This is a genomic window from Kosakonia sp. HypNH10, assembly GCF_029850615.1.
GTDB classification, from domain to species: Bacteria; Pseudomonadota; Gammaproteobacteria; order Enterobacterales; family Enterobacteriaceae; genus Kosakonia; species Kosakonia cowanii.
The window spans coordinates 495,313-519,047 of sequence record NZ_JAOTIU010000001.1; the positions used below are offsets into that span (position 1 = coordinate 495,313).

At 49.1% G+C, this 23,735-nt stretch carries 22 protein-coding genes, 1 tRNA gene and 1 pseudogene; 16 read left to right on the top strand and 8 right to left on the bottom strand.

Annotation, left to right across the window (positions count from 1 at the left end):
• The first annotated feature begins 18 nt into the window (after positions 1 to 18).
• The 5 genes from N7V53_RS02530 (at position 19) to N7V53_RS02550 (ending at position 6,477) form a co-directional block, all read left to right on the top strand.
• Positions 19 to 2,550 (top strand): CS1-pili formation C-terminal domain-containing protein, encoded by a 2,532-nt coding sequence (locus N7V53_RS02530; RefSeq protein WP_279791903.1) that lies wholly within the window; start codon positions 19 to 21, stop codon positions 2,548 to 2,550.
• Positions 2,540 to 4,180, top strand: a complete 1,641-nt coding sequence (locus N7V53_RS02535; protein ID WP_279791904.1) for a hypothetical protein — start codon at positions 2,540 to 2,542, stop codon at positions 4,178 to 4,180. The genes N7V53_RS02530 and N7V53_RS02535 overlap by 11 nt, the downstream gene beginning before the upstream one ends.
• Positions 4,170 to 4,847 carry a fimbria/pilus periplasmic chaperone gene (locus tag N7V53_RS02540; protein WP_279791905.1) on the top strand — a complete coding sequence of 226 codons (678 nt, stop codon included), beginning with the start codon at positions 4,170 to 4,172 and terminating at the stop codon, positions 4,845 to 4,847. The genes N7V53_RS02535 and N7V53_RS02540 overlap by 11 nt, the downstream gene beginning before the upstream one ends.
• Positions 4,848 to 5,138: 291 nt before the next feature.
• Entirely contained in the window at positions 5,139 to 6,005 is an 867-nt protein-coding gene (locus tag N7V53_RS02545; RefSeq protein ID WP_279791906.1) for a transcriptional regulator, read from the top strand.
• Positions 5,998 to 6,477, top strand: coding sequence for a hypothetical protein (locus tag N7V53_RS02550; protein WP_023481725.1), 480 nt, complete (start codon positions 5,998 to 6,000; stop codon positions 6,475 to 6,477). The genes N7V53_RS02545 and N7V53_RS02550 overlap by 8 nt, the downstream gene beginning before the upstream one ends.
• Before the next feature lie 113 nt (positions 6,478 to 6,590).
• On the opposite strand, the gene N7V53_RS02555 is transcribed toward N7V53_RS02550, so the two are convergent.
• Positions 6,591 to 6,678, bottom strand: a tRNA-Ser gene (locus tag N7V53_RS02555).
• A gap of 139 nt (positions 6,679 to 6,817) precedes the next feature.
• Complete coding sequence (locus N7V53_RS02560; RefSeq protein WP_279791908.1) at positions 6,818 to 8,446, bottom strand: ABC transporter substrate-binding protein; 1,629 nt, start codon at positions 8,444 to 8,446, stop codon at positions 6,818 to 6,820.
• 268 nt (positions 8,447 to 8,714) lie between these two features.
• On the opposite strand from N7V53_RS02560, the gene yccA reads away from it, so the two are divergent.
• Together yccA and tusE are read left to right on the top strand one after the other, a co-directional pair.
• Entirely contained in the window at positions 8,715 to 9,374 is a 660-nt protein-coding gene (yccA, locus tag N7V53_RS02565; protein WP_054803117.1) for an FtsH protease modulator YccA, read from the top strand.
• Positions 9,375 to 9,462: 88 nt separating this feature from the next.
• On the top strand, positions 9,463 to 9,792 hold the full coding sequence (gene tusE, locus N7V53_RS02570) for a sulfurtransferase TusE (protein ID WP_124968807.1): 330 nt from the start codon (positions 9,463 to 9,465) through the stop codon (positions 9,790 to 9,792).
• Here the strand turns inward: tusE and yccX are convergent.
• Positions 9,789 to 10,068 (bottom strand): annotated as a pseudogene (yccX, locus tag N7V53_RS02575) (acylphosphatase). The gene tusE and the pseudogene yccX overlap by 4 nt on opposite strands.
• A gap of 91 nt (positions 10,069 to 10,159) precedes the next feature.
• Between yccX and rlmI the strand changes: the two are divergent.
• Together rlmI and hspQ are read left to right on the top strand one after the other, a co-directional pair.
• Positions 10,160 to 11,350, top strand: coding sequence for a 23S rRNA (cytosine(1962)-C(5))-methyltransferase RlmI (gene rlmI, locus N7V53_RS02580; protein ID WP_279791911.1), 1,191 nt, complete (start codon positions 10,160 to 10,162; stop codon positions 11,348 to 11,350).
• A gap of 60 nt (positions 11,351 to 11,410) precedes the next feature.
• The gene (gene hspQ / locus N7V53_RS02585) at positions 11,411 to 11,728 is read left to right on the top strand and encodes a heat shock protein HspQ (protein WP_023481608.1); all 318 of its coding nucleotides are present in this window, start codon (positions 11,411 to 11,413) and stop codon (positions 11,726 to 11,728) included.
• A 29-nt stretch (positions 11,729 to 11,757) separates the two neighbouring features.
• Here the strand turns inward: hspQ and N7V53_RS02590 are convergent, their stop codons facing one another.
• Positions 11,758 to 12,171 (bottom strand): CoA-binding protein, encoded by a 414-nt coding sequence (locus N7V53_RS02590; RefSeq protein WP_279792713.1) that lies wholly within the window; start codon positions 12,169 to 12,171, stop codon positions 11,758 to 11,760.
• Positions 12,172 to 12,307: 136 nt separating this feature from the next.
• Here N7V53_RS02590 and mgsA point away from each other — a divergent pair, with 136 nt between their 5' ends.
• Positions 12,308 to 12,766: a methylglyoxal synthase gene (gene mgsA / locus N7V53_RS02595; RefSeq protein WP_023481788.1), complete on the top strand. Its 459-nt coding sequence runs from the start codon at positions 12,308 to 12,310 to the stop codon at positions 12,764 to 12,766.
• 25 nt (positions 12,767 to 12,791) lie between these two features.
• Here the strand turns inward: mgsA and helD are convergent, their stop codons facing one another.
• Positions 12,792 to 14,846 carry a DNA helicase IV gene (gene helD, locus N7V53_RS02600; protein WP_279791915.1) on the bottom strand — a complete coding sequence of 685 codons (2,055 nt, stop codon included), beginning with the start codon at positions 14,844 to 14,846 and terminating at the stop codon, positions 12,792 to 12,794.
• 122 nt (positions 14,847 to 14,968) lie between these two features.
• Between helD and N7V53_RS02605 the strand changes: the two genes are divergently transcribed.
• Both N7V53_RS02605 and yccS read left to right on the top strand, forming a co-directional pair.
• Positions 14,969 to 15,415: a YccF domain-containing protein gene (locus tag N7V53_RS02605; RefSeq protein ID WP_279791917.1), complete on the top strand. Its 447-nt coding sequence runs from the start codon at positions 14,969 to 14,971 to the stop codon at positions 15,413 to 15,415.
• Positions 15,416 to 15,429: 14 nt separating this feature from the next.
• Entirely contained in the window at positions 15,430 to 17,556 is a 2,127-nt protein-coding gene (gene yccS, locus N7V53_RS02610) for a YccS family putative transporter (RefSeq protein WP_279791918.1), read from the top strand.
• Here the strand turns inward: yccS and N7V53_RS02615 are convergent.
• Positions 17,553 to 18,173 carry a TfoX/Sxy family DNA transformation protein gene (locus tag N7V53_RS02615; protein ID WP_279791920.1) on the bottom strand — a complete coding sequence of 207 codons (621 nt, stop codon included), beginning with the start codon at positions 18,171 to 18,173 and terminating at the stop codon, positions 17,553 to 17,555. The two genes, yccS and N7V53_RS02615, sit on opposite strands and share 4 nt — an antisense overlap.
• A 216-nt stretch (positions 18,174 to 18,389) precedes the next feature.
• Here N7V53_RS02615 and sulA point away from each other — a divergent pair, with 216 nt between their 5' ends.
• A complete protein-coding gene (gene sulA, locus N7V53_RS02620; protein ID WP_279791922.1) occupies positions 18,390 to 18,899 on the top strand; it encodes an SOS-induced cell division inhibitor SulA in 510 nt (169 codons plus the stop codon).
• Positions 18,900 to 19,266: 367 nt separating this feature from the next.
• Complete coding sequence (ompA, locus tag N7V53_RS02625; protein WP_023481315.1) at positions 19,267 to 20,316, top strand: porin OmpA; 1,050 nt, start codon at positions 19,267 to 19,269, stop codon at positions 20,314 to 20,316.
• A gap of 86 nt (positions 20,317 to 20,402) precedes the next feature.
• Here ompA and matP read toward each other — a convergent pair whose 3' ends face one another.
• The gene (matP, locus tag N7V53_RS02630; protein WP_023481810.1) at positions 20,403 to 20,855 is read right to left on the bottom strand and encodes a macrodomain Ter protein MatP; all 453 of its coding nucleotides are present in this window, start codon (positions 20,853 to 20,855) and stop codon (positions 20,403 to 20,405) included.
• Positions 20,856 to 21,037: 182 nt separating this feature from the next.
• On the opposite strand from matP, the gene N7V53_RS02635 reads away from it, so the two are divergent.
• Positions 21,038 to 22,783 (top strand): Lon protease family protein, encoded by a 1,746-nt coding sequence (locus N7V53_RS02635; protein ID WP_279791924.1) that lies wholly within the window; start codon positions 21,038 to 21,040, stop codon positions 22,781 to 22,783.
• Between the two features lie 85 nt (positions 22,784 to 22,868).
• On the top strand, positions 22,869 to 23,387 hold the full coding sequence (fabA, locus tag N7V53_RS02640) for a bifunctional 3-hydroxydecanoyl-ACP dehydratase/trans-2-decenoyl-ACP isomerase (RefSeq protein WP_023481591.1): 519 nt from the start codon (positions 22,869 to 22,871) through the stop codon (positions 23,385 to 23,387).
• A 69-nt stretch (positions 23,388 to 23,456) separates the two neighbouring features.
• On the opposite strand, the gene rmf is transcribed toward fabA, so the two are convergent.
• Entirely contained in the window at positions 23,457 to 23,624 is a 168-nt protein-coding gene (rmf, locus tag N7V53_RS02645) for a ribosome modulation factor (RefSeq protein WP_023481470.1), read from the bottom strand.
• Positions 23,625 to 23,735: the final 111 nt, after the last annotated feature.

The window sequence follows — 23,735 nt, forward strand, 5'->3', positions numbered from 1 at the left end:
TTTTGGGAGATGTTGTCTGTGCGCATTGTCGAGAATAAAACCCTTCAAGCTTGCGTTACTTATACAGTCATTTTCTTTGCTGGCATGAATGAAGTTAATTCTTCTCCTCTTCAGAGTTTACATGTCGCCGGCATCATGGTTCCTGATGCCTTTAGAAAAGCATTACAAGATGGTATGAGTATCCCATTATACATCCATCTAAATGGGGTTTCTGGTACGCAGGATGATCAGCGTATCGGCACTGCTTCCATTTGGCTCGATGATAATATGGTAAAAGTACGTTTAATCGAGCTTGAAGATCAGAATGGCAATGCGTCTTTAAATGATCTCACACGGTCAAAAATTAATAGTCTCAAAGATATTCCATTTAATGAAGAGTCTAAAATACCCCTTACCGCTAATGCCTGGTTGTATCTAAACTTCCAGCAACTTACGTTGCAAATGATTGTCACTCAGCAAGCACTTAAAACCCTTTTTCGCCCTAAACTCGAGGATATCGGTGATTCAAGTGCAGCAAATCTGAGCAGTACACTTACTTATAACTTTGGCATTTATAACAATAAGATGAAGGGGGGAGACAGTAGTACTTCAAATTATCTTTCATTCGATTCTGTTACAGCGTTGAAAGAGCACCATTTAATGATGAATGGCACTGTATACGGACTGGGATCGAATTCCCAACAGGCTCAACTCTATCGTGCCATGTACGAACGTGATTTTTCAGGCTATAGACTTGCTGGTGGCATGTTAGACTCCTGGAATTTACAGTCTCTTGGATCGGTCACTGCGCTTCCTTCTGGAAAAATCTATGGTTTTTCCTGGGGCAATCATGCGCAGTCAACGGTCTTCAATGATTCGCACTCCGTTATCCCCGTCATTGTTTTCTTGCCCTCTGCTGGCGAAGTTCATCTTTCCCGGGAGGGTAAACTTCTCAGCGTACAGAACTTCAGTATGGGCAGTCATGAAGTTGACACCAGCGGCCTCCCCTATGGAATTTACGATATCAAAGTCGATGTGATCGTTAACGGTCAACATATAAGCCAAACTATTCAACGTGTTAACAAGCTTTTTGCGCGAGGTAAATCTGCGGGAATGCCATTCCGCTGGCAATTTTGGGGAGGCAATATACATATGGAGCGATGGGAGACCGGCGAAAGGGATGTCCAGAAAGCTAAAAATAGTCTTCTGCTAGGCTTGTCCACTTCCGGTGGGCTTAATGCGTTAGCCTGGATGGCTTCAGCATACAACTATGACTCAGTGACTGTCGGAGAACTTCAGCTCTCATGGCCCATTACCGAAACTTTACAGATCAGCATGCAAAATATGTTAGCTACAGATGGGTCCTGGAGTTCCATTAGTAGTCTAAATGCAACTATGCCCGGAAAATTTAGTTCTATATGGTTAAGCCAAGAAAAAACATCAATAGGAAATACCCTTCGGCGCAGCGATGCTACTAATATCGCAATTGGCGCATCATTAAATCTCAGCGCGCTTTGGGCTCCGCTAGGTTCCTTAAGTGCAAGTTATAACAAAGATCGCCAACATAATAGCCATTATTATACTGCTGATTATACGCAGACCCTTTACAACGGACAGTTTGGTTCATTAGGACTGCGTGCAGGCATGCAACGCTACCAGCACAGCAATAGCCGGCAAGCAGTCCGCATGCAAAAATATGTTGCTTTTGATGTTCTGCTCCCGCTGGGAAGCGCTTTTCGAGCCGGCATAACACAACAGAATGGCTATGCTATGGCAAACATTTCAGCTCAGAAGCAGTTCGACGAGGGTGATGCTATACAAGCTATTGGTGCCGATATTTCCCGCGGTATTTCTGGAAAAAATAGTAATAATAAGAATTTAAGTGCCACTGCATGGACGAAATATGAGAATCGTTTTTCAACAGGTACATTAAGTGTCAATAGCGGCCTTGATGGATACTTAAGCACAAACTTTACGGCTAATGGTAGCATCGGCTGGCAAGGAAGTGAGATAGGCATGAGCGGCAGCACTGAGGGTAACGCTGGTGTGATATTACGTACTGACATTGAACATGATGGCCAACTCACTGCAAGGGTTAATGGTCGTCTTTTCCCATTGCTGGGTCAACGTAACTATCTTCCTTTAGATCCTTACTCACGTTATGAAATTGAGATTCTTAATAGTAAAAAATCTATCGATAGCTATAACATTGCAAATGGAAGAAAAGGTCAATTTACACTCTACCCAGGCAATGTTGTAACAATGGTGCCAGAAATCAAACAGATGGTAACCGTTTCGGGCCGGATACGCGCTGAGGACGGAACGCTGCTTGCTAATGCCCACATTAATAACCACATAGGGAGAACACGCACTGATAGTAATGGCGAGTTCGTGATGGATATTGATAAGAAATTCCCTACTGTTGATTTCAACTACGACGATAATAAACTTTGCGAAGCAGATCTTGATATTGGTAATGCTCGAGGTGCAGTTTGGGTAGGCGATATTATTTGCCAGGGGTTGAAAACGTTCGCCAGTACAATGGTTGATGGAGAGACTAATGAAGGTTAATTCATATTGGTCCTTAGCTTTTGTTTTAGTCTTCTTAAAAGTTAATATTGCAGGAGCCATTACCAAAACAGTCTTTTCCGACGCGCCTACTCGTGAATATGTTTTCGTAGAAAATAATAACAACGATAATTTTTTTGTTACTCCTACTGGTGTGCTGGATCCACGAATGACGGGCTCCAACCGCTGGACGGGGCTAAAATACAATGGGTCCGGAACTATTTATCAGCAGAGTCTTGGTTATATTGACAATGGCTATAATACGCTTTTATTGAGCAACCGTCGTTTCGATATGTGGCTGGAAAACGCGCCGACATCCCATTTAATTACTGGGTTACGCTGCATTAACTGGTACAAAGGCTGCGATATGGCGACGAGCTTGATTTTGCCAGAAGCTACAGATGCGGCAGGATTTTATGGCGTGTCTGTACCATCAGGAGGAGCTAAATGGATGCATGGGATGATGAGCGATCAATTTTATCATTATCTGAATAATGCTTCCGTGGGAAGTAACTTCACCATGACCATTAACACTTGTACTACTGTGGAAAGTTATAGCGCTAAATCTGGTCAACGCTGCCGCTATATGGGCTCTGGTAACTGGTACGTTCGCAAAGTGTCTTATACGAAAGGCGCTCATCTGAAGTTTGAGAACACTAACGGTATTTCAGAAGTCTTCATTAACAGCGATGGTGTTCCGACACTTGGCGAAGGCAACTCTGGCTGTTATCCCCTGGTTATTGGAAAGCTTTCCGGTCTGGCCTGCAAAATGCTCACCTATTCCTTACGTGACAATGGAATGAGCAACTCCACAATAAAAGTCTTTCCATCAATAAACAAACCTGCACTCGAATCTGCGATTAATACCGCGGATATGCAATTTAGTCTGGACAGCAACACATGGAAGACCGTGAGTAAAACAAGTCATTACTTCACATTTAACGAAATGAAAGGAAAAAAAAATATTTATATTTTCTTTTCCCATAATTTTTTTAAGCAGATGATTAAATTGGGTATCAGCGACAGTAACACTAACGATCTTTTTAATTTCAGAATGCATAACGTTCTTGCACCTGAATCAGGCTGGTATGAGTTTTCCACTTCCAGTCAGCTTATCATCAAGCCGAGAGAGTTTAGTGTGAGCATAATTTCTACTGATTATGTCCAACACCCCTCCCGCTCCGGGAGAATTGGTAGAAACAGCCCTTCACTTGATTTTGATTATATCGTCACGACAAACGGTAAAACTTCCGCTGATGAAGTACTAATTAGCGTGACAGGCCCAACACAAAAGATCCATGGGCGTTCCTGGTGTATATTTAAATCATTCAAAAATCTGACTCAGGTTCCTTTTCCCGCATCGTTAACGTATAAAACCAGAAATGGGGTTAATAAAACATACGATGTCGGTTGCGATGGGCTATGGCGTGATATGACTGATGCGTTTTGGTTATCAACACCATGGTTTAGCTCAAACGGGGCAATGGGGTTGATGAATAAATCAAATGTTCGCTTCTCCATTCCCATGAACGATGAGCGCTCTCTATATACATTAAATGATTCAACATGGTTCGGGGATGTTAGCGCATCGGGAGAAATTAGAATTAAGGCGACCTGGCGCAATGTTAATTAAAAAAGCGATAAACTATTTCTGCTTTATTTTCTTGCTAGCACCATTTCTTGCAAACGCCATTTATGTCGGCAATCAAACCTTTTCGATTGATGCCGAAAGTACTATGTTTGCTAAACTAGTGGTAAATAATAATAAATCCCCTCGCCTTTATCGTATAAGTATCAGGGCGATTGACAGCCCAGGCACTTCTGAAGTTTATTCTCAACCTGCTGATGGGGAGCTATTGTTTGCACCACGACAGATGATGCTGCAATCAGGGGAGAGTGATTTCTTCAAGTTTTATTATCATGGTCCTGCAGATGATAAAGAACGTTACTACCGGGTTGCATTCGAAGAGATCCCACCTCAAAACAGAACATCAAAGAGCGCTAATGACAGCATCATAAGTATGGTGCCGGTGATAGTAATGGACACAATTCTTGTCGTGAGACCTCGTAAGATAAATTTCAAATGGTCTCTGGATCATTCTAAAGGAGAGGTAGCTAATAAAGGAAACACCTGGTTTAAGTTACTATTAAAACCTGGATGTGGAGCCAGTGAGGATGCCAGTACAACATGGTATCTCCGGCCAGGAGAGAAACTCAACAGTGGTCACGTTAAAAAGGCAGGTGAAATATTCATACTTTATAACGAGGCATTTATAAAAGTACATGATAAATGCTCCTAACTCATCACTGAACTTTATATTTTTAATGTTTATTATCCGTTCAGCCACCCACGCATAAGCAAATAGATACTGACTTTAACAAGAAATTCATTTCAGCATTCATCACGTTAAGCTTTCATATAAGAAAATTGATGATTTGAGATCTTAAAGCCACCTAATCAATATTCATTTAAGTCATAAAAAAATATGGAAATTGCTCTCCCATCATGTTGAAATTACCGGATGGAGTAATGACTGTCTTAAATATGGAATGTTGATAAGGAACTCAGCTCTGGCTGCGTTGATAGGCATATGCACTGGATTATAAACGAATATATTGAATTCAGGCCCGTTTTAAAGAAATTAACCTCCCTTAAAAACCCTGAAGTGAGTGTGATCTTAACCACACCAGCAAGTCGGTGTCTTCTGTTATTACTTGAAGCCTCTCCCGAAATTGTCTTACAGCAAGATTTTTTCAAGAAAGTATGGGAAGAGGAAGGTATGTTGGTTCCCGCCAATACCCTCTATCAGAATATTTCTATTGTCCGCCGCGGACTGCGTGCAGTGGGCGATACGGATCAAAAACTCATCGCCACCATCCCTCGTAAAGGCTTTCAAATTGATGATGGCGTCAGAATCATTAAACAGGATGATATTGTCAGGACAGATAACAAGATTGAACTTCCCACTCTTGACGTCCCGAGCCCTGCTCTGCCCGAAAGGAGTGTAGTTTCAGAGGATGTAGATGCTTCACCCGAGCCTGGGTTACCTCCGGCTTCCCAACCATTACCTGGCGAAGATGACAATAGAATTAAGAAATTACTTTTACCTCTCCTGCTTGTTCTTATCTCTTTTGTCACTGGTTTCATTGTCACGAGCTTCATTTGGTACAAGCATGCTGAACCTGCCTTCTTTAACACTTATACGCTTACAGAAACGGACAGCGGCTGTCATCTTCACACCAGGAATGACATTCATGATAACAATAATCCCTATTCAAAATACAAAACCTTAATTCTGAATACGGGATTGAGTTGCAAAAGCTATCCTTGGGTCTATTTCCCCCTTTCCGTAACCTCACCCACTTTGACCGCGCTAGCTTGTAAAAAAAAATATACAACGGAATCTTCGCCAGGATGTATCTCTCTCCATATTACTGGAATAAACCGAGATGACTAAAAAGAGGGTTAGCTTATTAATAATTTTTCTGTTTGCAGGTTTCGGATTCGGCTATCTGTATCTCATGGTAACGACGCACTCCCGCGCTGCGGAAACCTGCACGGCGGTTGTTGTTGTTTTTAACAAGGATGCGCAAGCTAATTTGACACTCGACTTTATGTACAACAGACGAACCCACAGCGGTATCGTCTCTGTCAGCGGGCGTTACCGTCATCCCAACTATATGGAGGACACGATAAGGAGGGATGTTGCTTATACGTGGGTTGAGAACAAAAACACTTTTCACCTTTTATCAACCAATATTAATAAGGTCGATAACGTTGAAAGTTTACCTGAAGATGTTATCGCTACTGTCCTGCCGGCCTTTTATGTCTACCCTAACAGGCGGGTAAATTATGCAATTCAACCGCAAGGAAGTAGCAGTTTTCTATTCAGTGTCGGTAAACGACCTTTGTTTGTCTGTACCAGGTGATTGGCGATAAAGCCGTAAGCTGGCTCTTTAATAGTTTTTAAGTGGCGCATAGCGGGGCTTTCTTGCGAAGCAAAAAAACAAGGGGTTACCTTTCGGTAACCCCTTATCAGATATGGCGGAAGCGCAGAGATTCGAACTCTGGAACCCTTTCGGGTCGCCGGTTTTCAAGACCGGTGCCTTCAACCGCTCGGCCACACTTCCGGTGTGAGGCGCACTATAAACATCCTCGCCCTTCATGTAAAGCGTGATAATGTTCGTTTGCGCGAAAAACGTTCAAACGCACGTTAATCGCTCTAAACATCAACATAGTGCTCAATAAAGAAGCGGCTACGATATAGATCTAGTGCTTTTTGATGTACATATCCTGAGTAAGGTAGTAACCCAGCGGATCGGGATTGAAACCACCCACCCATGGTTTCACCAAATGTGTGCGTACATAGTGGTAAACCGGTATTGCCGGTACATCACGCGCCAGAATGTCTTCTGCTTGCTGATAATATTTTCCTCGCTCAGCAACATCTTTCGCCTTCGCTGCATTATCCAGCGCCTCATCATAGGCCGAATTGCTGTACTTGCTTGTATTCTCACTACTTCCGGTACGGAAGTTATTCAGGAAGGTTGCTGCATCATCGTAATCTGCGATCCATGCATAGCGCACAGCGTCAAAATTGCCGGTATGCATCGTATCCAGCATTGTTTTCCATTCTTGATTCTGCAGTTTTGCCTCTACTCCAAGATTTTTTTTCCACATTGAGCTGGCAGCAATGGCAATACGTTGATGCGTCTCCATCGTGTTGTAGAGAAGGTTAAAACTCAAAGGGTGCGCTTCATTAAAGCCTGCCTCGTTTAACAATTTCGTCGCCTCTGCGAGGCGTTTTTCGCGAGGCCATGTTGAATAATCTGGCGGAGATAACTTCACTCCGCCGATCTCTGGCTGGCTGATGACCCATGCCGGCCTTTGGCCCTGCGCCATCACTTTGTCCGCAATAATATCTTTATCTAACCCCATATTGAGCGCGCGACGCAGGCGTGGATCGTTGAAGGGGGGTTTAGTGGTATTGAACTCGTAATAGTAGGTTGCCAGTTGAGGCTCAACGCTGACCTGCTCGCCAAACGTTTTACGTAGCTGGGCAAACTGATTCACAGGAATTGTGTAAGTAATGTCAATTTCCCCGGCCTTGAAGCGGTTCACATCCGCAGTTTCCGCGCTAATGGGGAGGTAGGTAACTTTATTAATCACTGTCGCCTTATTGTTCCAGTAGCGCGTGTTACGTTCCGCCACAATGCGTTCGTTGACTACCCAGTCGGTAACTTTATAAGCCCCGCTGGTCACGATATGTTCTGGTTTTGTCCACTTATCTCCGAAGCGGTTAACAAGCACTTGATCGATTGGAACCAGTGAGGGATGCGCCAACATAGGTAAAAAAGAGGCAGTCGGTTGAGTCAGAGTAACCTCGAGAGTCGAGTCATCCACTGCTTTGACACCCAATGAATCAACTGGCTTTTTACCTTGTGAGATATCAGCTGCATTGAGGATATGCATATTGCCCGGATAGCTGGCGTAAGGAGAAGCCGTTTTCGGGTCAACAAGACGCTGCCAGCTCCAGACCACATCCTTTGCAGTAATCGCCGTACCATCCGACCAAGTGATCCCCGGGCGTAAATGAAATGTCCAGACAGTGTTATTTTTGTTTTCCCATTTTTCGGCTAAAAGCGGCTCGATAGAGCCATCCTTTTTGACTGTCAGCAGCCCGTCGAACATATCGCGAATAATGTTAAACTCAATGTCACTCTCGACTTTGTGCGGATCCAGCGATGCCGGCTCGCTGCCGTTGTTGCGCACTAATTCCTGTTTTGCCGCCAGTTCAACCCCCGCGGGTACGCTTGCCGCGTAAACCTGTGTCGTTGCGCACATCATCCCGACTGCAAATAAAACGTGAGTAATGTTGTTTAGTGTTTGTGGTTTCATATCCATTCGCCTTTGAAATTTGTTATATACCGACGCAATTACACTCTTAACGTGCTAAAGATTAGACGGCAAAACATTTCGAGCGATATAAGAGATAAATATGGCTCTGCATCACATTTGTTCCCAGAATCTTCTAACCACATTTTTTATCGATAAAACAGGCGTCAGCAGCCGCTGCGATGAGTAAAGATGGGTAAAACGTCTTTTACAGCACGCAAGACTTTCCTAGACTCCACTTCTAATTACATCTGTCATAAGAGAGTGGCTTATGGATCGTCTAATTACTTCTTCGCGTGACCGCACATCCCTGCTGAGCACGCACAAAGTTCTTCGTAATACCTATTTTCTGCTCAGTCTGACACTGGCTTTTTCTGCGATTACCGCAACAGCAAGCACCGTTCTGATGCTCCCTTCACCGGGTCTTATTCTGACGCTAGTGGGTATGTATGGTTTGATGTTCTTAACCTATAAACTGGCGAATAAGCCAAGCGGTATTCTGGCAGCATTTGCTTTTACCGGCTTCCTTGGGTACATCCTCGGCCCAATGCTGAACGCGTATTTGTCTGCCGGGATGGGTGACGTCATTGCGCTGGCGCTCGGCGGTACCGCGCTGGTCTTTTTCTGCTGTTCAGCCTATGTGCTGACAACCCGCAAGGATATGTCCTTCCTTGGCGGTATGCTGATGGCGGGTATCGTGGTTGTGCTGATCGGTATGGTTGCGAATATTTTCCTTCAGCTCCCTGCCCTGCACCTGGCAATTAGCGCAGTGTTTATCCTGATCTCAACTGGCGCGATTTTGTATGAAACCAGCAACATTATTCATGGTGGCGAAACGAACTATATTCGTGCGACCGTGAGCCTCTATGTATCGCTGTACAACATTTTTGTCAGCCTGCTTAGCATCCTGGGTTTCGCCAGCAGAGACTAACGACGACCCCTTCTCAATCAGGCCCCGCTTATGCGGGGCCTTGTTTTTTGTTACACTCCCGCCGTCATAAACAGCCGTTGTGGAAACTATGTTGATCTTTGAAGGTAAAGAAATTGAAACAGATAGCGAAGGTTATCTGAAAGAGACATCGCTGTGGAGCGAAGCTCTGGCAGAGGCGATCGCAGAGAAGGAGAGCATTTCTCTCTCCCCGGAGCATTGGGAAGTGGTGCGTTTCGTGCGCGACTTTTATCTGGAGTTCAATACTTCGCCTGCGATTCGCATGTTAGTAAAGGCAATGGCCAATAAATATGGCGAAGAGAAAGGCAACAGTCGCTATCTCTATCGTCTCTTTCCAAAAGGGCCAGCTAAACAGGCCACGAAAATTGCGGGCCTGCCTAAACCGGTTAAGTGCATCTAGTAGCGGATCCCAAAATCGCTCCACTCTCTGTCGGGTTGATGAGGCTCGGTCAAAACCTTGTCGACCCGCGCTACGCGGCCCACCCGCTTTTAACCACTCGATCAGTTTGTTGACATTCTCAGCCTCACCGCAGGCAACCACCTCAACACTGCCGTCATCCAGATTTCGCGCATATCCGACCAATCCCAGACGCTGCGCTTCGTGTTGCGTGGTGTAGCGAAATCCAACGCCCTGTACGCTGCCATATACCCAGGCGATTGTGCAAACTTGAGCCATATCTTATCTCCATCAATGCGGGCGCGTTGCATTTACCCGGCGAACCCGTGACAATAGCGCCCATTTTCTTCAGCCGACAGAATAGCCAAATATGAGTGTACGTTTAGTGTTAGCCAAAGGACGCGAGAAGTCATTGTTGCGTCGTCATCCCTGGGTGTTTTCCGGCGCCGTGGCGCGAATGGAAGGCAAAGCCAGCCTCGGAGAAACCGTGGATATTGTCGATCATCAGGGTAAATGGCTGGCCCGCGGAGCGCTCTCTCCCGCTTCACAAATCCGCGCACGCGTCTGGACCTTTGATAAAGACGAAAGCGTTGATATCGACTTCTTTACCCGCCGCTTACAGCAAGCGCAGCAGTGGCGTAACTGGCTCGCCGGACGCGATGGTCTGGACAGCTACCGGCTGATTGCAGGCGAGTCTGACGGCTTACCTGGCGTAACAATCGACCGTTTCGGCAACTTTCTGGTGCTGCAACTGCTGAGCGCCGGTGCGGAATATCAGCGTCCCGCGCTCCTTTCGGCATTACAAACGCTCTACCCGGAATGCGCTATTTACGATCGCAGTGATGTCGCAGTGCGAAAAAAAGAGGGGCTGGAGTTAACACAAGGCCCGGTGCTGGGCGAGCTTCCCCCTCCGCTGCTGCCAATCGAAGAGAACGGCATGAAGCTGTTTGTTGATATTCAGGGCGGGCACAAGACAGGTTATTACCTTGACCAACGCGACAGCCGCCTGGCGACACGTCGCTATGTAGCCGACAAACGTGTACTTAACTGCTTCTCTTACACTGGCGGCTTTGCCGTCTCCGCACTGATGGGCGGCTGTCGCGAAGTCGTTAGCGTAGACACTTCACAGGAAGCGCTGGATGTTGCGAAGCAGAACGTCTCCCTGAATAAGCTGGATCTGAGTAAAGCGGAATTTGTACGCGATGATGTGTTTAAACTGCTGCGTAAATATCGCGATCGGGGCGAAACCTTCGACGTGATTGTGATGGATCCGCCGAAATTCGTTGAAAACAAAAGCCAGCTAATGGGTGCGTGCCGCGGCTACAAAGATATCAACATGCTGGCTATTCAGTTGCTCAACCCCGGCGGCGTGCTGCTTACTTTTTCCTGCTCTGGTTTGATGACCACCGATTTATTTCAGAAAATCATCGCTGATGCCGCCTTAGATGCCGGGCGTGATATACAATTTATAGACCAGTTCCGTCAGGCCGCCGATCACCCGGTGATCGCAACCTACCCGGAAGGGCTTTATCTGAAAGGGTTTGCCTGTCGCGTCATGTAAGTTGAAATCTGGAGCCGCGCCCCCATATTTGGGGTTATCTAAGGTTCCCGGGAGGTGACAATGATAGCCAGCAAATTCGGTATCGGTCAGCAGGTTCGCCACTCACTGCTGGGGTATCTTGGCGTAGTGGTCGATATCGACCCAGAGTACTCGCTTGATGAGCCGTCAGCTGACGAGCTGGCGGTCAATGACGAGTTACGCATACTGCCCTGGTACCACGTAGTGATGGAAGATGACGACGGTCAACCCGTCCACACCTATCTGGCCGAAGCGCAGCTCACCAGCGAAATAACGGATGAGCATCCTGAACAGCCTTCAATGGATGAACTGGCGCGCACCATTCGGCGTCAGTTACAGGCACCAAGGCTGCGAAACTGATCGTACCCCGCAACCGGCGGGGTATTTTTTTATTTAGCCAAACCCAGCCGTGGGATTTCAATCGCCGGGCAGCGATCCATCACTACGTTTAACCCCGCTTCCTGCGCCAGCACAGCAGCCTGCTCGTTAATCACGCCCAGCTGCATCCATAACGTTTTCGCCCCCACGGCGATGGCCTCTTGCGCAACGTCCCATGCGGCTTCAGAGTTGCGGAACACATCCACCATATCAATTTTTTCTGGCACTTCTGCCAGCGTGGCATACCCCTGCTGCCCCAATAGCGTCGTTCCCGCCACTTTTGGTGAGACTGGGATCACATGATAGCCCTGATCTAACAGGTACTTCATGACGCGGTAGCTGGGACGATCGGGTTTGTCGCTTGCGCCAACCAGAGCGATGGTGTGCGTAGCGCGTAAAATCTCGGCAATATCGGTCTCTTTCATCATTTCCTCCGCTTGATTTCACAAAGTGTAAATCAATCGGGGTAACTCAACCATTTTCTGTTTTTTTTATTCGCTTCTCTTGCAGCATCAAGTGCTTCCAGTAATCTGTAGCAAACATCACTGACGGAAATAGATCATGGAATCAACCACTCGTACGCTACCCGTACGCAAGAACATCGCCCTTGTCGCGCACGATCACTGCAAGCAGTTATTAATGAAATGGGTTGAGCGGCACCAGCCCGTGCTGGCAGCACATCAACTGTATGCAACCGGCACTACCGGCAATTTGATTCAACGTGCAACCGGGCTGGAAGTGAATGCGATGTTAAGCGGCCCGATGGGTGGCGATCAGCAGGTCGGCGCACTCATCTCCGAAGGTAAAATCGACGTACTTATTTTCTTCTGGGATCCACTAAATGCGGTACCTCACGATCCTGATGTAAAAGCCCTGCTTCGCCTGGCAACGGTATGGAATATTCCAGTGGCAACCAACCTCTCAACCGCCGATTTTATTATCGAATCCCCGCAATTTAACCACAGCGTTGATATTTTGATTCCAGACTATCAGCGCTATCTGGCTGAGCGGTTGAAGTAACGTCAGGCGGCAAAGCCGCCTGCGTTCAGGGCTTCCTGGCAACGGGTACATCCAGCGATTTGAGTATTTCAACAAAGCGTGATGGTTCATCCTTATTGAAGAGTAACCATACGCGTTTACGTGCTCGCGTCAGTGCAACATAGAGCAGACGACGCTCTTCCGCGTCAGGAAATTCCTCTTCCTCAGGCAAAAGCGCCTGTTCCATAATTGATTCCCGCGCTGGAGCAGGGAACCCGTCCGGCCCCTCTTTTAACCCAACAATAATGACATAGTCCGCCTGCTGCCCTTTGCTGGCATGGACAGTCATAAAATCCAGTTGCAGTTTCGGCCATCGCGTAACCGCTTTGTCGAGGCTTTTCGGCCTGGCGTGATGATAGCGGGCCAGCAGCAGGATCCGCTCCTCCGGCTTCGCGAAGCCGCTTAGCTTATCAAGCAGCGCATCAAGTTGATCCTCTGCCAGCAGCGTCACGGATTTTTTATCACCTGCCAGCAAGCTGTTAAGCGGCTTGGCAAGCTGCGCGGGGTTTTGCTGAATAAAGCGGTTCGCCACTTCACCGATGCGGGAATTAAAGCGATACGTTGTATCAAGGGCACAGAGATCGCCTTCACCAAAATAGTGATGAAAAGCGGTGGTAAGCGAAAGTTGCGCGCCGCTGAAGCGGTAGATGGCCTGCCAGTCATCGCCGACTGCAAAAAGCGTTGTTTGCGTATTCTGTTTGCGTAACGCCGCCAGCAGAGCAGCGCGCTGGGGTGAAATATCCTGGAACTCATCCACCAGAATATGCTTCCACGGGCTGATAAAGCGTCCTTTTTCCAGCACGTTAATGGCCTGATGAATAAGACCCGAAAAGTCGACGGCGTTCTCTTCCTTAAGCGCGCTCTTCCATGCTTTTAGCAATGGAGCCATTAATTTGATGCGTTTGGCAAAGAGATCGCGTATCTCTTCCGGCGCGCTGGCAATCATTTCCGCCTGAGCGCCACCATGCATGCGCATCAAACTTATCCAGCGGTCCAAACGTGGTGCAACTCGCCGCTGTAACGCCTCGTCATCCCAGTAATTCCCTTCAGGAATATGCCAGCCCAGCTCCTCTTCCAGCCACTGCCGCCACCCTTTAGCCTGCGCTTTTTTCTCGCTGCACTGCTGCACCCAGGTTTGGGTTAACAGCGCCAATCGTGCGTTAGTGTCGTTTTCCAGCTCGCTCAGTGCAGGCACTTTCTTGCTGCCTTGCTGAATGATATAGAGAGCCAGCGCATGAAAAGTTCGCGCGGTGATCTCATCGCTATGCAACCGCTCGCGAATGCGCTCATCCATCTCCTGGGCTGCTTTACGGCCAAAAGCGAGCAGAAGAATTTGATCGGCAGATGCCTCGCCGCGTGCCAGTAGCCAACCGGCGCGCGCCACCAGCACCGAGGTTTTGCCGCTGCCAGCCCCAGCCAATACCAGAAGAGAGTGCTCGCCATTGACCACGGCTCTCGCTTGCGCCGGATTCAGAGGCGAGCTTTCAACCTGTTCAAAAAAGCTCGCATACTGCTTCAACATCGTTTCGGTAAAGGCGTGATTATGTTCCGCCCGACGTCCTTCAACATCCAGCAACCATGCCTGGCACTGTTGCCAGAGCGTGCGGCAATTATCAAACTCAGACAGACGGCTGGTGGGTATCGGAAGCGCAGAAAAAGCCTCCTGCAGCTGATGCTGTACGCCGGTCAACTGGCTACGCGTCAACCATCTGGACGGATCGATACGTTCAGAGATAAGCGCCAGCTGTCCCGACAGGAGTTCTGCCGCTACCTCGCTCATCTCCGCGCTCCAGCTGCGCCAGCGTTCGTTCAGAAGGTGGTAAAAACGCTGCGTGTCACTCCACTCGGTGCCATGCAAGCGCACCACTTTGTTATCAGCCAGCTGAAACTCCATCTCTCCCCAAACCAGGCCCCGCTTACATTCAATCGCCAATAATTGGTTGAAGGGAATGAGGTATTCATGGCGGTCGCCCGCTACTTTTATACCTGCATGCAGGATGGTCGCGCGATCGTAAGGGTGCTGCGCCAGGCGTTTTCCCAGGGAAGTCGCTTTCAGTTCCATCTCTTGGTGATCTCAGCTTGTGACAATTATTGCCAGTTTACCTGTCAGAGAATTGGTGCTCCAGTCCAAAAAATCGTTACAATTGCCGCAATGATCAGTACCCGGAACTCAAATGAGGTTTTATGCGTACCATTTTGAATATCCTGAATTTTGTCCTCGGTGGTTTTGCCACGACACTGGGCTGGCTGGTGGCAACTGTTGTTAGCGTGCTGTTAATCGTGACCCTTCCGCTCACGCGTTCATGCTGGGAGATCACCAAGCTCTCCCTGATTCCGTGGGGAAATGAGGCGGTTCATGTCGATGAACTCTCTCCAGACGGTAAGAATGGTCTGCTGAACGCGGGGGGAACCTTACTGAATGTTGTCTGGTTTATCCTGTTCGGCTGGTGGCTTTGCTTGATGCATATCATTGCCGGCGTGACTCAATGCCTGACAATTATTGGCATCCCGGTTGGTGTGGCGAATTTTAAAATCGCCGCTATCGCGTTATGGCCAGTAGGGCGTCGTGTTGTTTCCGTTGAAACGGCACGGGCTGCACGTGAAGCCAACGCGCGTCGTCGTTTTCAGTAATCGGATCCCATCCTATGTTGAGCCCCTTGCTTCGCCGTTACACATGGAACAGCGCCTGGCTGTATAACGTCAGGATCTTTATCGCCCTTTGCGGCACCGCTGCGTTACCGTGGCACCTTGGCGAAGTTAAACTGACCATTCCATTAACTCTTGGCGTGGTTGCCGCGGCGCTGGCCGACCTCGATGACCGCCTTACCGGGCGGTTAAAAAACCTGGTCATCACGCTGGTCTCCTTTTTTATCGCTTCGGCATCGGTGGAGTTGCTATTCCCCTGGCCATGGCTATTCGCGCTTGGCCTGGTAAGCTCAACTATCGGCTTTATCTTGCTGGGTGGGTTAGGTCAACGATATGCCACTATTGCCTTTGGTGCGCTGCTGATTGCTGTTTACACCATGCTGGGCGTCTCGCTTTTCGAGCACTGGTACCAGCAACCCTTGCTGTTGCTGGCTGGCGCCGTGTGGTTCAACCTACTGACGCTGATCGGGCATCTGGTTTTCCCCGTTCGCGCGCTACAGGACAATCTGGCGCGGTGCTATGAGCAGCTTGCCCACTATCTGGAGTTGAAATCACGCCTTTTCGATCCTGATATTGAGGAACCCAGTCAGGCACCTTTATATGAACTCGCCTTATCAAATAGCCAACTGGTCACTACGCTTAATCAGACGAAGGGCACAATGCTCACGCGTTTACGAGGCGATCGTGGACAGCGAAGCACGCGCCAGGCGCTGCATTACTACTTTGCGGCACAAGATATCCATGAACGCGCGAGCTCATCGCACATTCAGTATCAAACCCTGCGCGAGCATTTTCGCTATAGCGACGTTATGTTCCGCTTTCAACGCCTCCTTTCGATGCAATCTCAGGCCTGCGCACAGCTCTCCCGCGCTATTTTGCTGCGTGAACCCTATCAGCATGACAGCCGTTTTGAGCGGGTATTCCTTCACCTTGACGCCGCGCTGGCGCGGATAAAAAGCAGCGGGGAAACGACTCCCGAACATGTCAAAGCGCTCGGTTTTTTACTGGATAATCTACGCGCCATCGACGCACAACTGGCAGCGATTGAATCAGGACAGCCTCATCCTCAGGCGCATGGCGAGACGGAAAATCAGCTCGCAGACGACAGCCTGAACGGCTTAAACGACGTCTGGTTACGCCTGCGCCAAAACCTGACACCTGAATCTGCCCTGTTTCGCCATGCGGTGCGTATGTCGGTCGTGCTCTGTATCGGCTACGCCTTTATCCATCTCACCGGTTTACAACATGGCTACTGGATCCTGTTAACCAGCCTGTTCGTTTGTCAGCCGAACTACAATGCGACGCGCCATCGTCTGAGCTTGCGCGTCATCGGCACGCTGGTTGGCGTGGCGATAGGTTTGCCGGTGCTCTATTTTGTTCCTTCGCAAGAGGGGCAGTTGCTGCTGATTGTTATTACCGGCGTGCTCTTTTTCTCATTCCGCACGGTGCAATATGCCCATGCCACAATGTTCATCACGCTGCTGGTATTACTCTGTTTCAACCTGCTCGGCGAGGGATTCGAAGTGGCTATCCCGCGCATCATTGATACGTTAATTGGCTGCGCTATCGCCTGGGCGGCAGTAAGTTTTATTTGGCCGGACTGGCGCTTCAGAAACCTTGCGAGCGTCACGGAGAAGGCGTTTAACGCTAACTGCCGTTATCTTGACGCGATTCTCGAGCAGTATCATCAGGGGCGTGATAACCGGCTTGCCTATCGCATCGCCAGGCGTAACGCTTACAACCGCGATGCCGAACTGGCTTCAGTCGTGTCGAATATGTCTTCAGAACCTGGCACCTCACCTGAACTGCGTGAAGTGGCGTTCAGATTGCTTTGCCTTAATCAGACCTTTATAAGCTACATTTCTGCGCTGGGAGCTCATCGCGAGCAATTAACCCAACCTGAAGCGTTGCGTCTATTGGATGACGCGGTGTGTTATGTAGATGATGCCCTCCACCATTCGCCTGCCGATCAGGGGCGGGTGCAGGATGCGCTTGCTGATTTATCGCAGCGCATCAAGCAACTGGATCCGCGCCCTGACAGCAAAGAGCCGCTGGTATTACAACAGGTTGGCCTGTTGATAGCGTTATTGCCGGAGGTTTCTCGTTTAAAAAACCAAATAGTTTAGAGAGGGTTTGCTCCTTTATTCATCACATCATTAGACCACTCAAGCAGCGCCTGCCGTCGACTTGCCGGAAGCGCTGCTTCATGAATGCCTACAATGGCCCCTTCCAGTGCAAATAACACTTTTACACTGAGCTGTTTGTTCATTTTCCGAAGTCGGAGCCAGCAAACTTTTGCACCAAGTAGCCGCAGGATTTGCGCATCTTTGATGCCGGCCTGCTGCAATTGAAACTCGAGTTGACTGGAGATATTGGGTAGATCGCGCAGACGAAAAAGTTTTGCGCGCTGCGCTTTCTCCCGTTTTGCCGCATCAAGCGCAAGCGTAGAAAGCTTCAGCAGCAAGCCGCGGTCACCCCATACACTATCGCTGACATAAAAATAATTTAACGATATCTGACGCCCCCGCTTGTTGAGACTTAAAAGTGGTGCACGCCGGACTACATCATACTGTGCGCTTTCATCACAGGCGCGTAAGTAAAGTTCCCCCTCGGCTATCATCGCAAAAACGATGTTATCCACTGCAAGGCTATAACCACCAAAGTGGGCGCGATGGCTAATTTGACCGAGTGAAGTGAGATATTCGCGCGATTGATATATCCGTTGATAAGATAAGTCTTCCATGATTTTTCCTTTATAAATCACCTGGTAATGCGTTTTTCCGTGAGCGGATCCAGTAATCAGGAACATAGGCAACTGTGCGCGCGACGGCAAGCAAATTTTGTATTGAGCCGCATTCACAAAACAAAAATGCGAGATGCTTTCAGAAATTGAGGTTGATCTTTAAACACTGTACGGGTACTGTATGTTTATACAGTAACTCAGAGGGCTGGATTGCTTATGCACACTTCAGGCTATGCAAATCGTTCTAAAACATCCGCTTCCGCGATTAATACATTGAACCAGAGCGAATCGACTACTCTCGCTACCGGGCTGATTAGCGAAGTGGTTTACCATGAAGACCAGCCCATGATGACTCAGTTATTACTGCTGCCATTGCTGCAGCAGCTTGGTCAGCAGTCACGCTGGCAGCTGTGGTTAACACCGCAACAGAAATTAAGCCGTGAATGGGTTCAATCTGCGGGCTTGCCGTTGACTAAAGTGATGCAGATTAATCAACTCTCTCCCGGGGTCACGCTGGACTCCATGATCCGCGCGTTACGTACCGGTAATTTCAGCGTTGTCATCGGCTGGCATACTGAGGAGTTGACGGAAGATGAGCATCGCCGCCTGGCATCGGCAGCCGAAGAGGGCAATGCGATTGGCTTTGTTATGCGTCCAATTCGTCGCAATCCCCTCGCTGCGAGACAGCTTTCCGGGATAAAAATTCACTCAATTTTGTATCATTGAGTAAATTTAGGAGTTTTCCTGGGATTATTTTTCGCCTCGGCCAGCATCCCCTATTTATTAGCTAAATAGAGCCGCAAAGCTTGTGCGGCGTGGTTTGCCACTCATCAATGATGAACGATATTTGAGCACAAATGTTAAATTTTGTGTACACAAAGCCTTTTTTTTCATATGCCTGACGGACTTCACACTTGTAAGTTTCCAACTACGTTGTAGACTTTACATCGCCAGGGGTGCTCGGCATAAGCCAAAGATATCGGTAAAGATATCTGCAGAGTTGTCAGTGAGCAATGCCCCCGGTGAAGGATTTAACCGTGACTTCTCGACGAGATTTCCATGGCGATTTTTGGATGATAACGAGGCGCAAAAAATGAAAAAGACAGCTATCGCGATTGCAGTGGCACTGGCTGGCTTCGCTACCGTAGCGCAGGCCGCTCCGAAAGATAACACCTGGTACACCGGTGCTAAACTGGGCTGGTCTCAGTTCCACGATGTTGGTAACAACCAGATCCCTAACAATGGCCCGACTCACGAGAGCCAGTTAGGCGCTGGTGCGTTCGGTGGTTATCAGGTTAACCCGTACGTTGGCTTTGAAATGGGCTATGACTGGCTGGGTCGCATGCCGTACAAAGGCAGCGATGTAAACGGCGCATTCAAAGCTCAGGGCGTTCAGCTGACCGCTAAACTGGGTTACCCGATTGCTGATGACGTTGATCTGTACACCCGTCTGGGTGGTATGGTTTGGCGTGCAGACGCTAAAAACAACCAGGGCTTCAAAGATCACGATACCGGCGTTTCTCCGGTCTTCGCTGGTGGTGTTGAGTGGGCAGTTACCCGTGATATCGCTACCCGTCTGGAATACCAATGGACCAACAACATTGGTGACGCGAACACCGTTGGTGGTCGTCCGGACAACGGTCTGCTGAGCCTGGGTGTTTCTTACCGTTTCGGTCAGCAGGAAGATTCCGCACCGGTAGTTGCTCCGACTCCGGCTCCGGCTCCGGAAGTACAGACCAAGCACTTCACTCTGAAGTCTGACGTTCTGTTCACTTTCAACAAAGCAACCCTGAAACCGGAAGGTCAGCAGGCACTGGATCAGCTGTACAGCCAGCTGAGCAACCTGGATCCGAAAGACGGTTCCGTAGTGGTTCTGGGCTTCACCGACCGCATCGGTTCTGACTCTTACAACCAGGGTCTGTCTGAGAAACGTGCTCAGTCCGTTGTTGATTACCTGGTTTCTAAAGGTATCCCGGCTAACAAAATCTCCGCACGTGGCATGGGTGAATCCAACCCGGTTACCGGCAACACCTGTGACAACGTCAAAGCACGCGCTGCTCTGATCGATTGCCTGGGTCCGGATCGTCGCGTTGAGATCGAAGTTAAAGGTATCAAAGACGTTGTAACTCAGCCGCAGGCTTAAGTTCTCCGTCAGAAAAAACCCCGCCATTGTGCGGGGTTTTTTATTATGTAGCGTCTGGATATGGGAAGAGTCAGGAAGCCCGGTGACTACTCTTTTCCGAGCAGCGCCTGCAGGTCGTGCTTTATGGTCGACATTTTCGACGCATACTTCTCTTTATGCTCTGCATCCTCAATCAACTGGACAATCGTTTCGGAAAGCGTCTTCCCGCGGCGCTGTGCCAGCCCCGCTAGTCGTTGCCAGACAACAAACTCCAGGTCGATTGATTTTTTACGCGTATGCTGATGCTCGGCATTGAAATGCCGCTTACGACGCGCACGAATAGTCTGCTTCATTCGGTTGATCAACGCCGGATTAATATGCTGCTCTATCCAGGCGTTAACGCGCACGGGCTCATTTTCGAGGGTCAATAAATTATCGACGGCCTCTTTAGCCGCGCTGGCTTCCACATAGCGGGTGATTAACTCCCCTTCACGGTGCTTTTTAACCAGATACTTCCATTTCCAGCCGCTTTCGAGATTTTCCAGTTGTTGATATTTCATTTCTCTCTCAACGTAACCGCGTAACTGAGTCCAGAATATCAGTTTTTTAAGACTCTGCTCAGAAGAAATCACCAGGAAGAGTCGATCTGCCGGGTCAGGCTGGCTGAAAGTTGTAATCATTGTGTGATGCGCCAGCGTTTACGGTATAATCCCGCCTTTTACAGCTAACTAAAAAAACGACTTTGACCACTACAAAACTTGAATGGAACGACCTGGTTCCTGATACAGATAGCTATCAGGACGTGTTTGAATCGTCCGCATTAGCGAGCGAAACGGACTTCTCACTGGCCGATACTCAGCCCCGATTGCACTATGCGCTTGAGCAGTTGCTCTACCCGCGCGCAACATCGCGCTTTTTACTGACAAAAGCGCCAGAAGAAGCCGAATATCTCACGCTTATTGGTGAAACGCTCACCTCGCTTCTGCCTGCCACGCACACCCCTTTAGGCGGACAGTACGATATTAACGGCTCAACTGTGCGTTTCGAACCCACTACCGATCCCGCGAGTAATTTCGTCGGTAAGCAACCTGTTGTGGTTGCCGACTGGGTTGAAGCCGAGCAGCTTTTCGGCTGTCTGCGTCAGTTTAATCAAGAGATTACCCTCCAGCCAGGCCTGGTTCATCAGGCAAACGGCGGCGTATTGCTGATTTCGTTGCGTGCTCTTTTAGCCCAGCCACTCCTCTGGATGCGCCTGAAAACCATGGTTACGCAGCGCCGTTTCGACTGGGTGTCATTTGACGAGTCGCGCCCGCTTCCGGTGTCGGTGCCGCCCATGCCGCTGGATCTGAAAGTGGTGCTGGTCGGCGAGCGCGACTCGCTGGCAGAGTTCCAGGAGATGGAGCCGGAACTCGCTGCCCAGGCGATTTACAGCGAATACGAAGAGACCTTGCAGGTTACAGATAGCGACACGCTGCGCGTATGGCGTCAGTGGGTGGAACAAACGGCCAGCGCCGCACAGTTACCGACGCCGGCAGCGGATGCCTGGGCCACGTTAATTCGTGAAGCCGTGCGTTATACCGGCGATCAAGAAACGTTACCGCTCTGCCCTTTGTGGCTCTCGCGCCAACTGCGCGAAGTTGCGGCATTAACGGCTGACGACACCTTTGATAACGATGCCCTGACCTCGATGCTTGCTCAGCGTGAGTGGCGAGAGGGTTTCCTTGCCGAGCGGATGCAGGATGAGATCCTGCTCGAGCAAATCCTTATCGAAACCGAAGGTGAACGTATCGGCCAGGTTAATGCCCTTTCAGTAATTGAATTCCCGGGCCATCCGCGCGCGTTTGGCGAGCCCTCGCGCATCAGCTGCGTTGTGCATATCGGTGACGGTGAATTCAATGATATTGAGCGCAAAGCAGAACTCGGCGGGAACATCCATGCGAAAGGGATGATGATCATGCAGGCGTTTCTAATCTCAGAGCTGGATCTTGAGCAACAAATACCCTTCTCTGCCTCACTCACCTTTGAGCAGTCTTACAGTGAAGTGGATGGCGACAGCGCTTCAATGGCTGAGCTCTGCGCACTTATCAGTGCGCTGGCAGAGGTGCCGGTTAATCAACGTCTTGCTATCACAGGATCTGTCGATCAGTTCGGCCGTTGCCAGCCCGTTGGCGGTTTAAATGAAAAGATTGAAGGCTTTTTTGCCATCTGCCAGCAGCGTGAACTGACCGGCGAGCAAGGGGTCATCATCCCTTCAGCGAATGTGCGGCATTTATGTTTACGCCAGGAGCTGCTGGATGCCATTGAGGCGAAGCAATTTTCCATCTGGGCAGTAGATGATGTGACAGATGCGCTACCCTTATTAATGGGTCTGGCATGGGACGCTGAAGGGCAAACTAACCTCAAGCAAATCATTCTCGAACGCATCGCGCAGGCAACCCAACAAGAGGCTCGCCATCGCTTTCCCTGGCCGTTACGCTGGCTTAACTAAGTTCACTGTTAACTGATCGGACTTGTTCAGCGTACACGTGTTAGCTATCCTGCGTGCGAAATTACAAATAAGGCTTATTAAGAACATGGTAGATAAACGCGAATCCTATACAAAAGAAGATCTTCTTGCCTCTGGTCGCGGCGAACTGTTTGGCGAAAAAGGCCCGCAATTACCGGCTCCGAATATGCTGATGATGGACCGTGTGGTCAAAATGTCTGAGACCGGCGGTAACTTCGATAAAGGCTACGTAGAAGCTGAACTGGATATCAATCCGGACCTGTGGTTCTTCGGTTGCCACTTTATCGGCGATCCGGTTATGCCGGGCTGCCTCGGTCTTGATGCTATGTGGCAGCTGGTTGGTTTTTACCTGGGCTGGCTGGGCGGTGAAGGCAAAGGCCGTGCGCTTGGCGTAGGTGAAGTGAAATTTACCGGTCAGGTTCTGCCAACAGCGAAAAAAGTCACCTACCGCATCCATTTCAAACGCATCGTAAACCGTCGTTTGATCATGGGTCTGGCTGATGGTGAAGTGCTGGTTGACGATCGTCTTATCTACACAGCATCCGATCTGAAGGTCGGTCTGTTCCAGGACACCTCTGCTTTCTGATAGCAGCGCTACCCTGCCAAAACGCGAAACCTCCGCATTGCGGAGGTTTCTTTTTCTAAAGAGACAGAATCAGGCAGTCACTGCCCTGTCCTCCATGGCCTGTCGCCAGCCTCCAAGCCACTCGGACCTTTGATTCAGGGTTTGGTACGGACACATCTCTTTAGAGCGTCCCGTAATACCAGCCTGATAACCACGTTGATGTGCCCGTTCCAGGCGATCGCGTTTTTGTCTCTTCATGCCTCGTTTCCCTCATTCTTTTATCTGGTGGAAAAGAAAACAGTGGTCACTTAATGTGCAACCACAGGTCACAAATACCCTGAATGGGCCGCGTCGTCAATGCGCAAAATT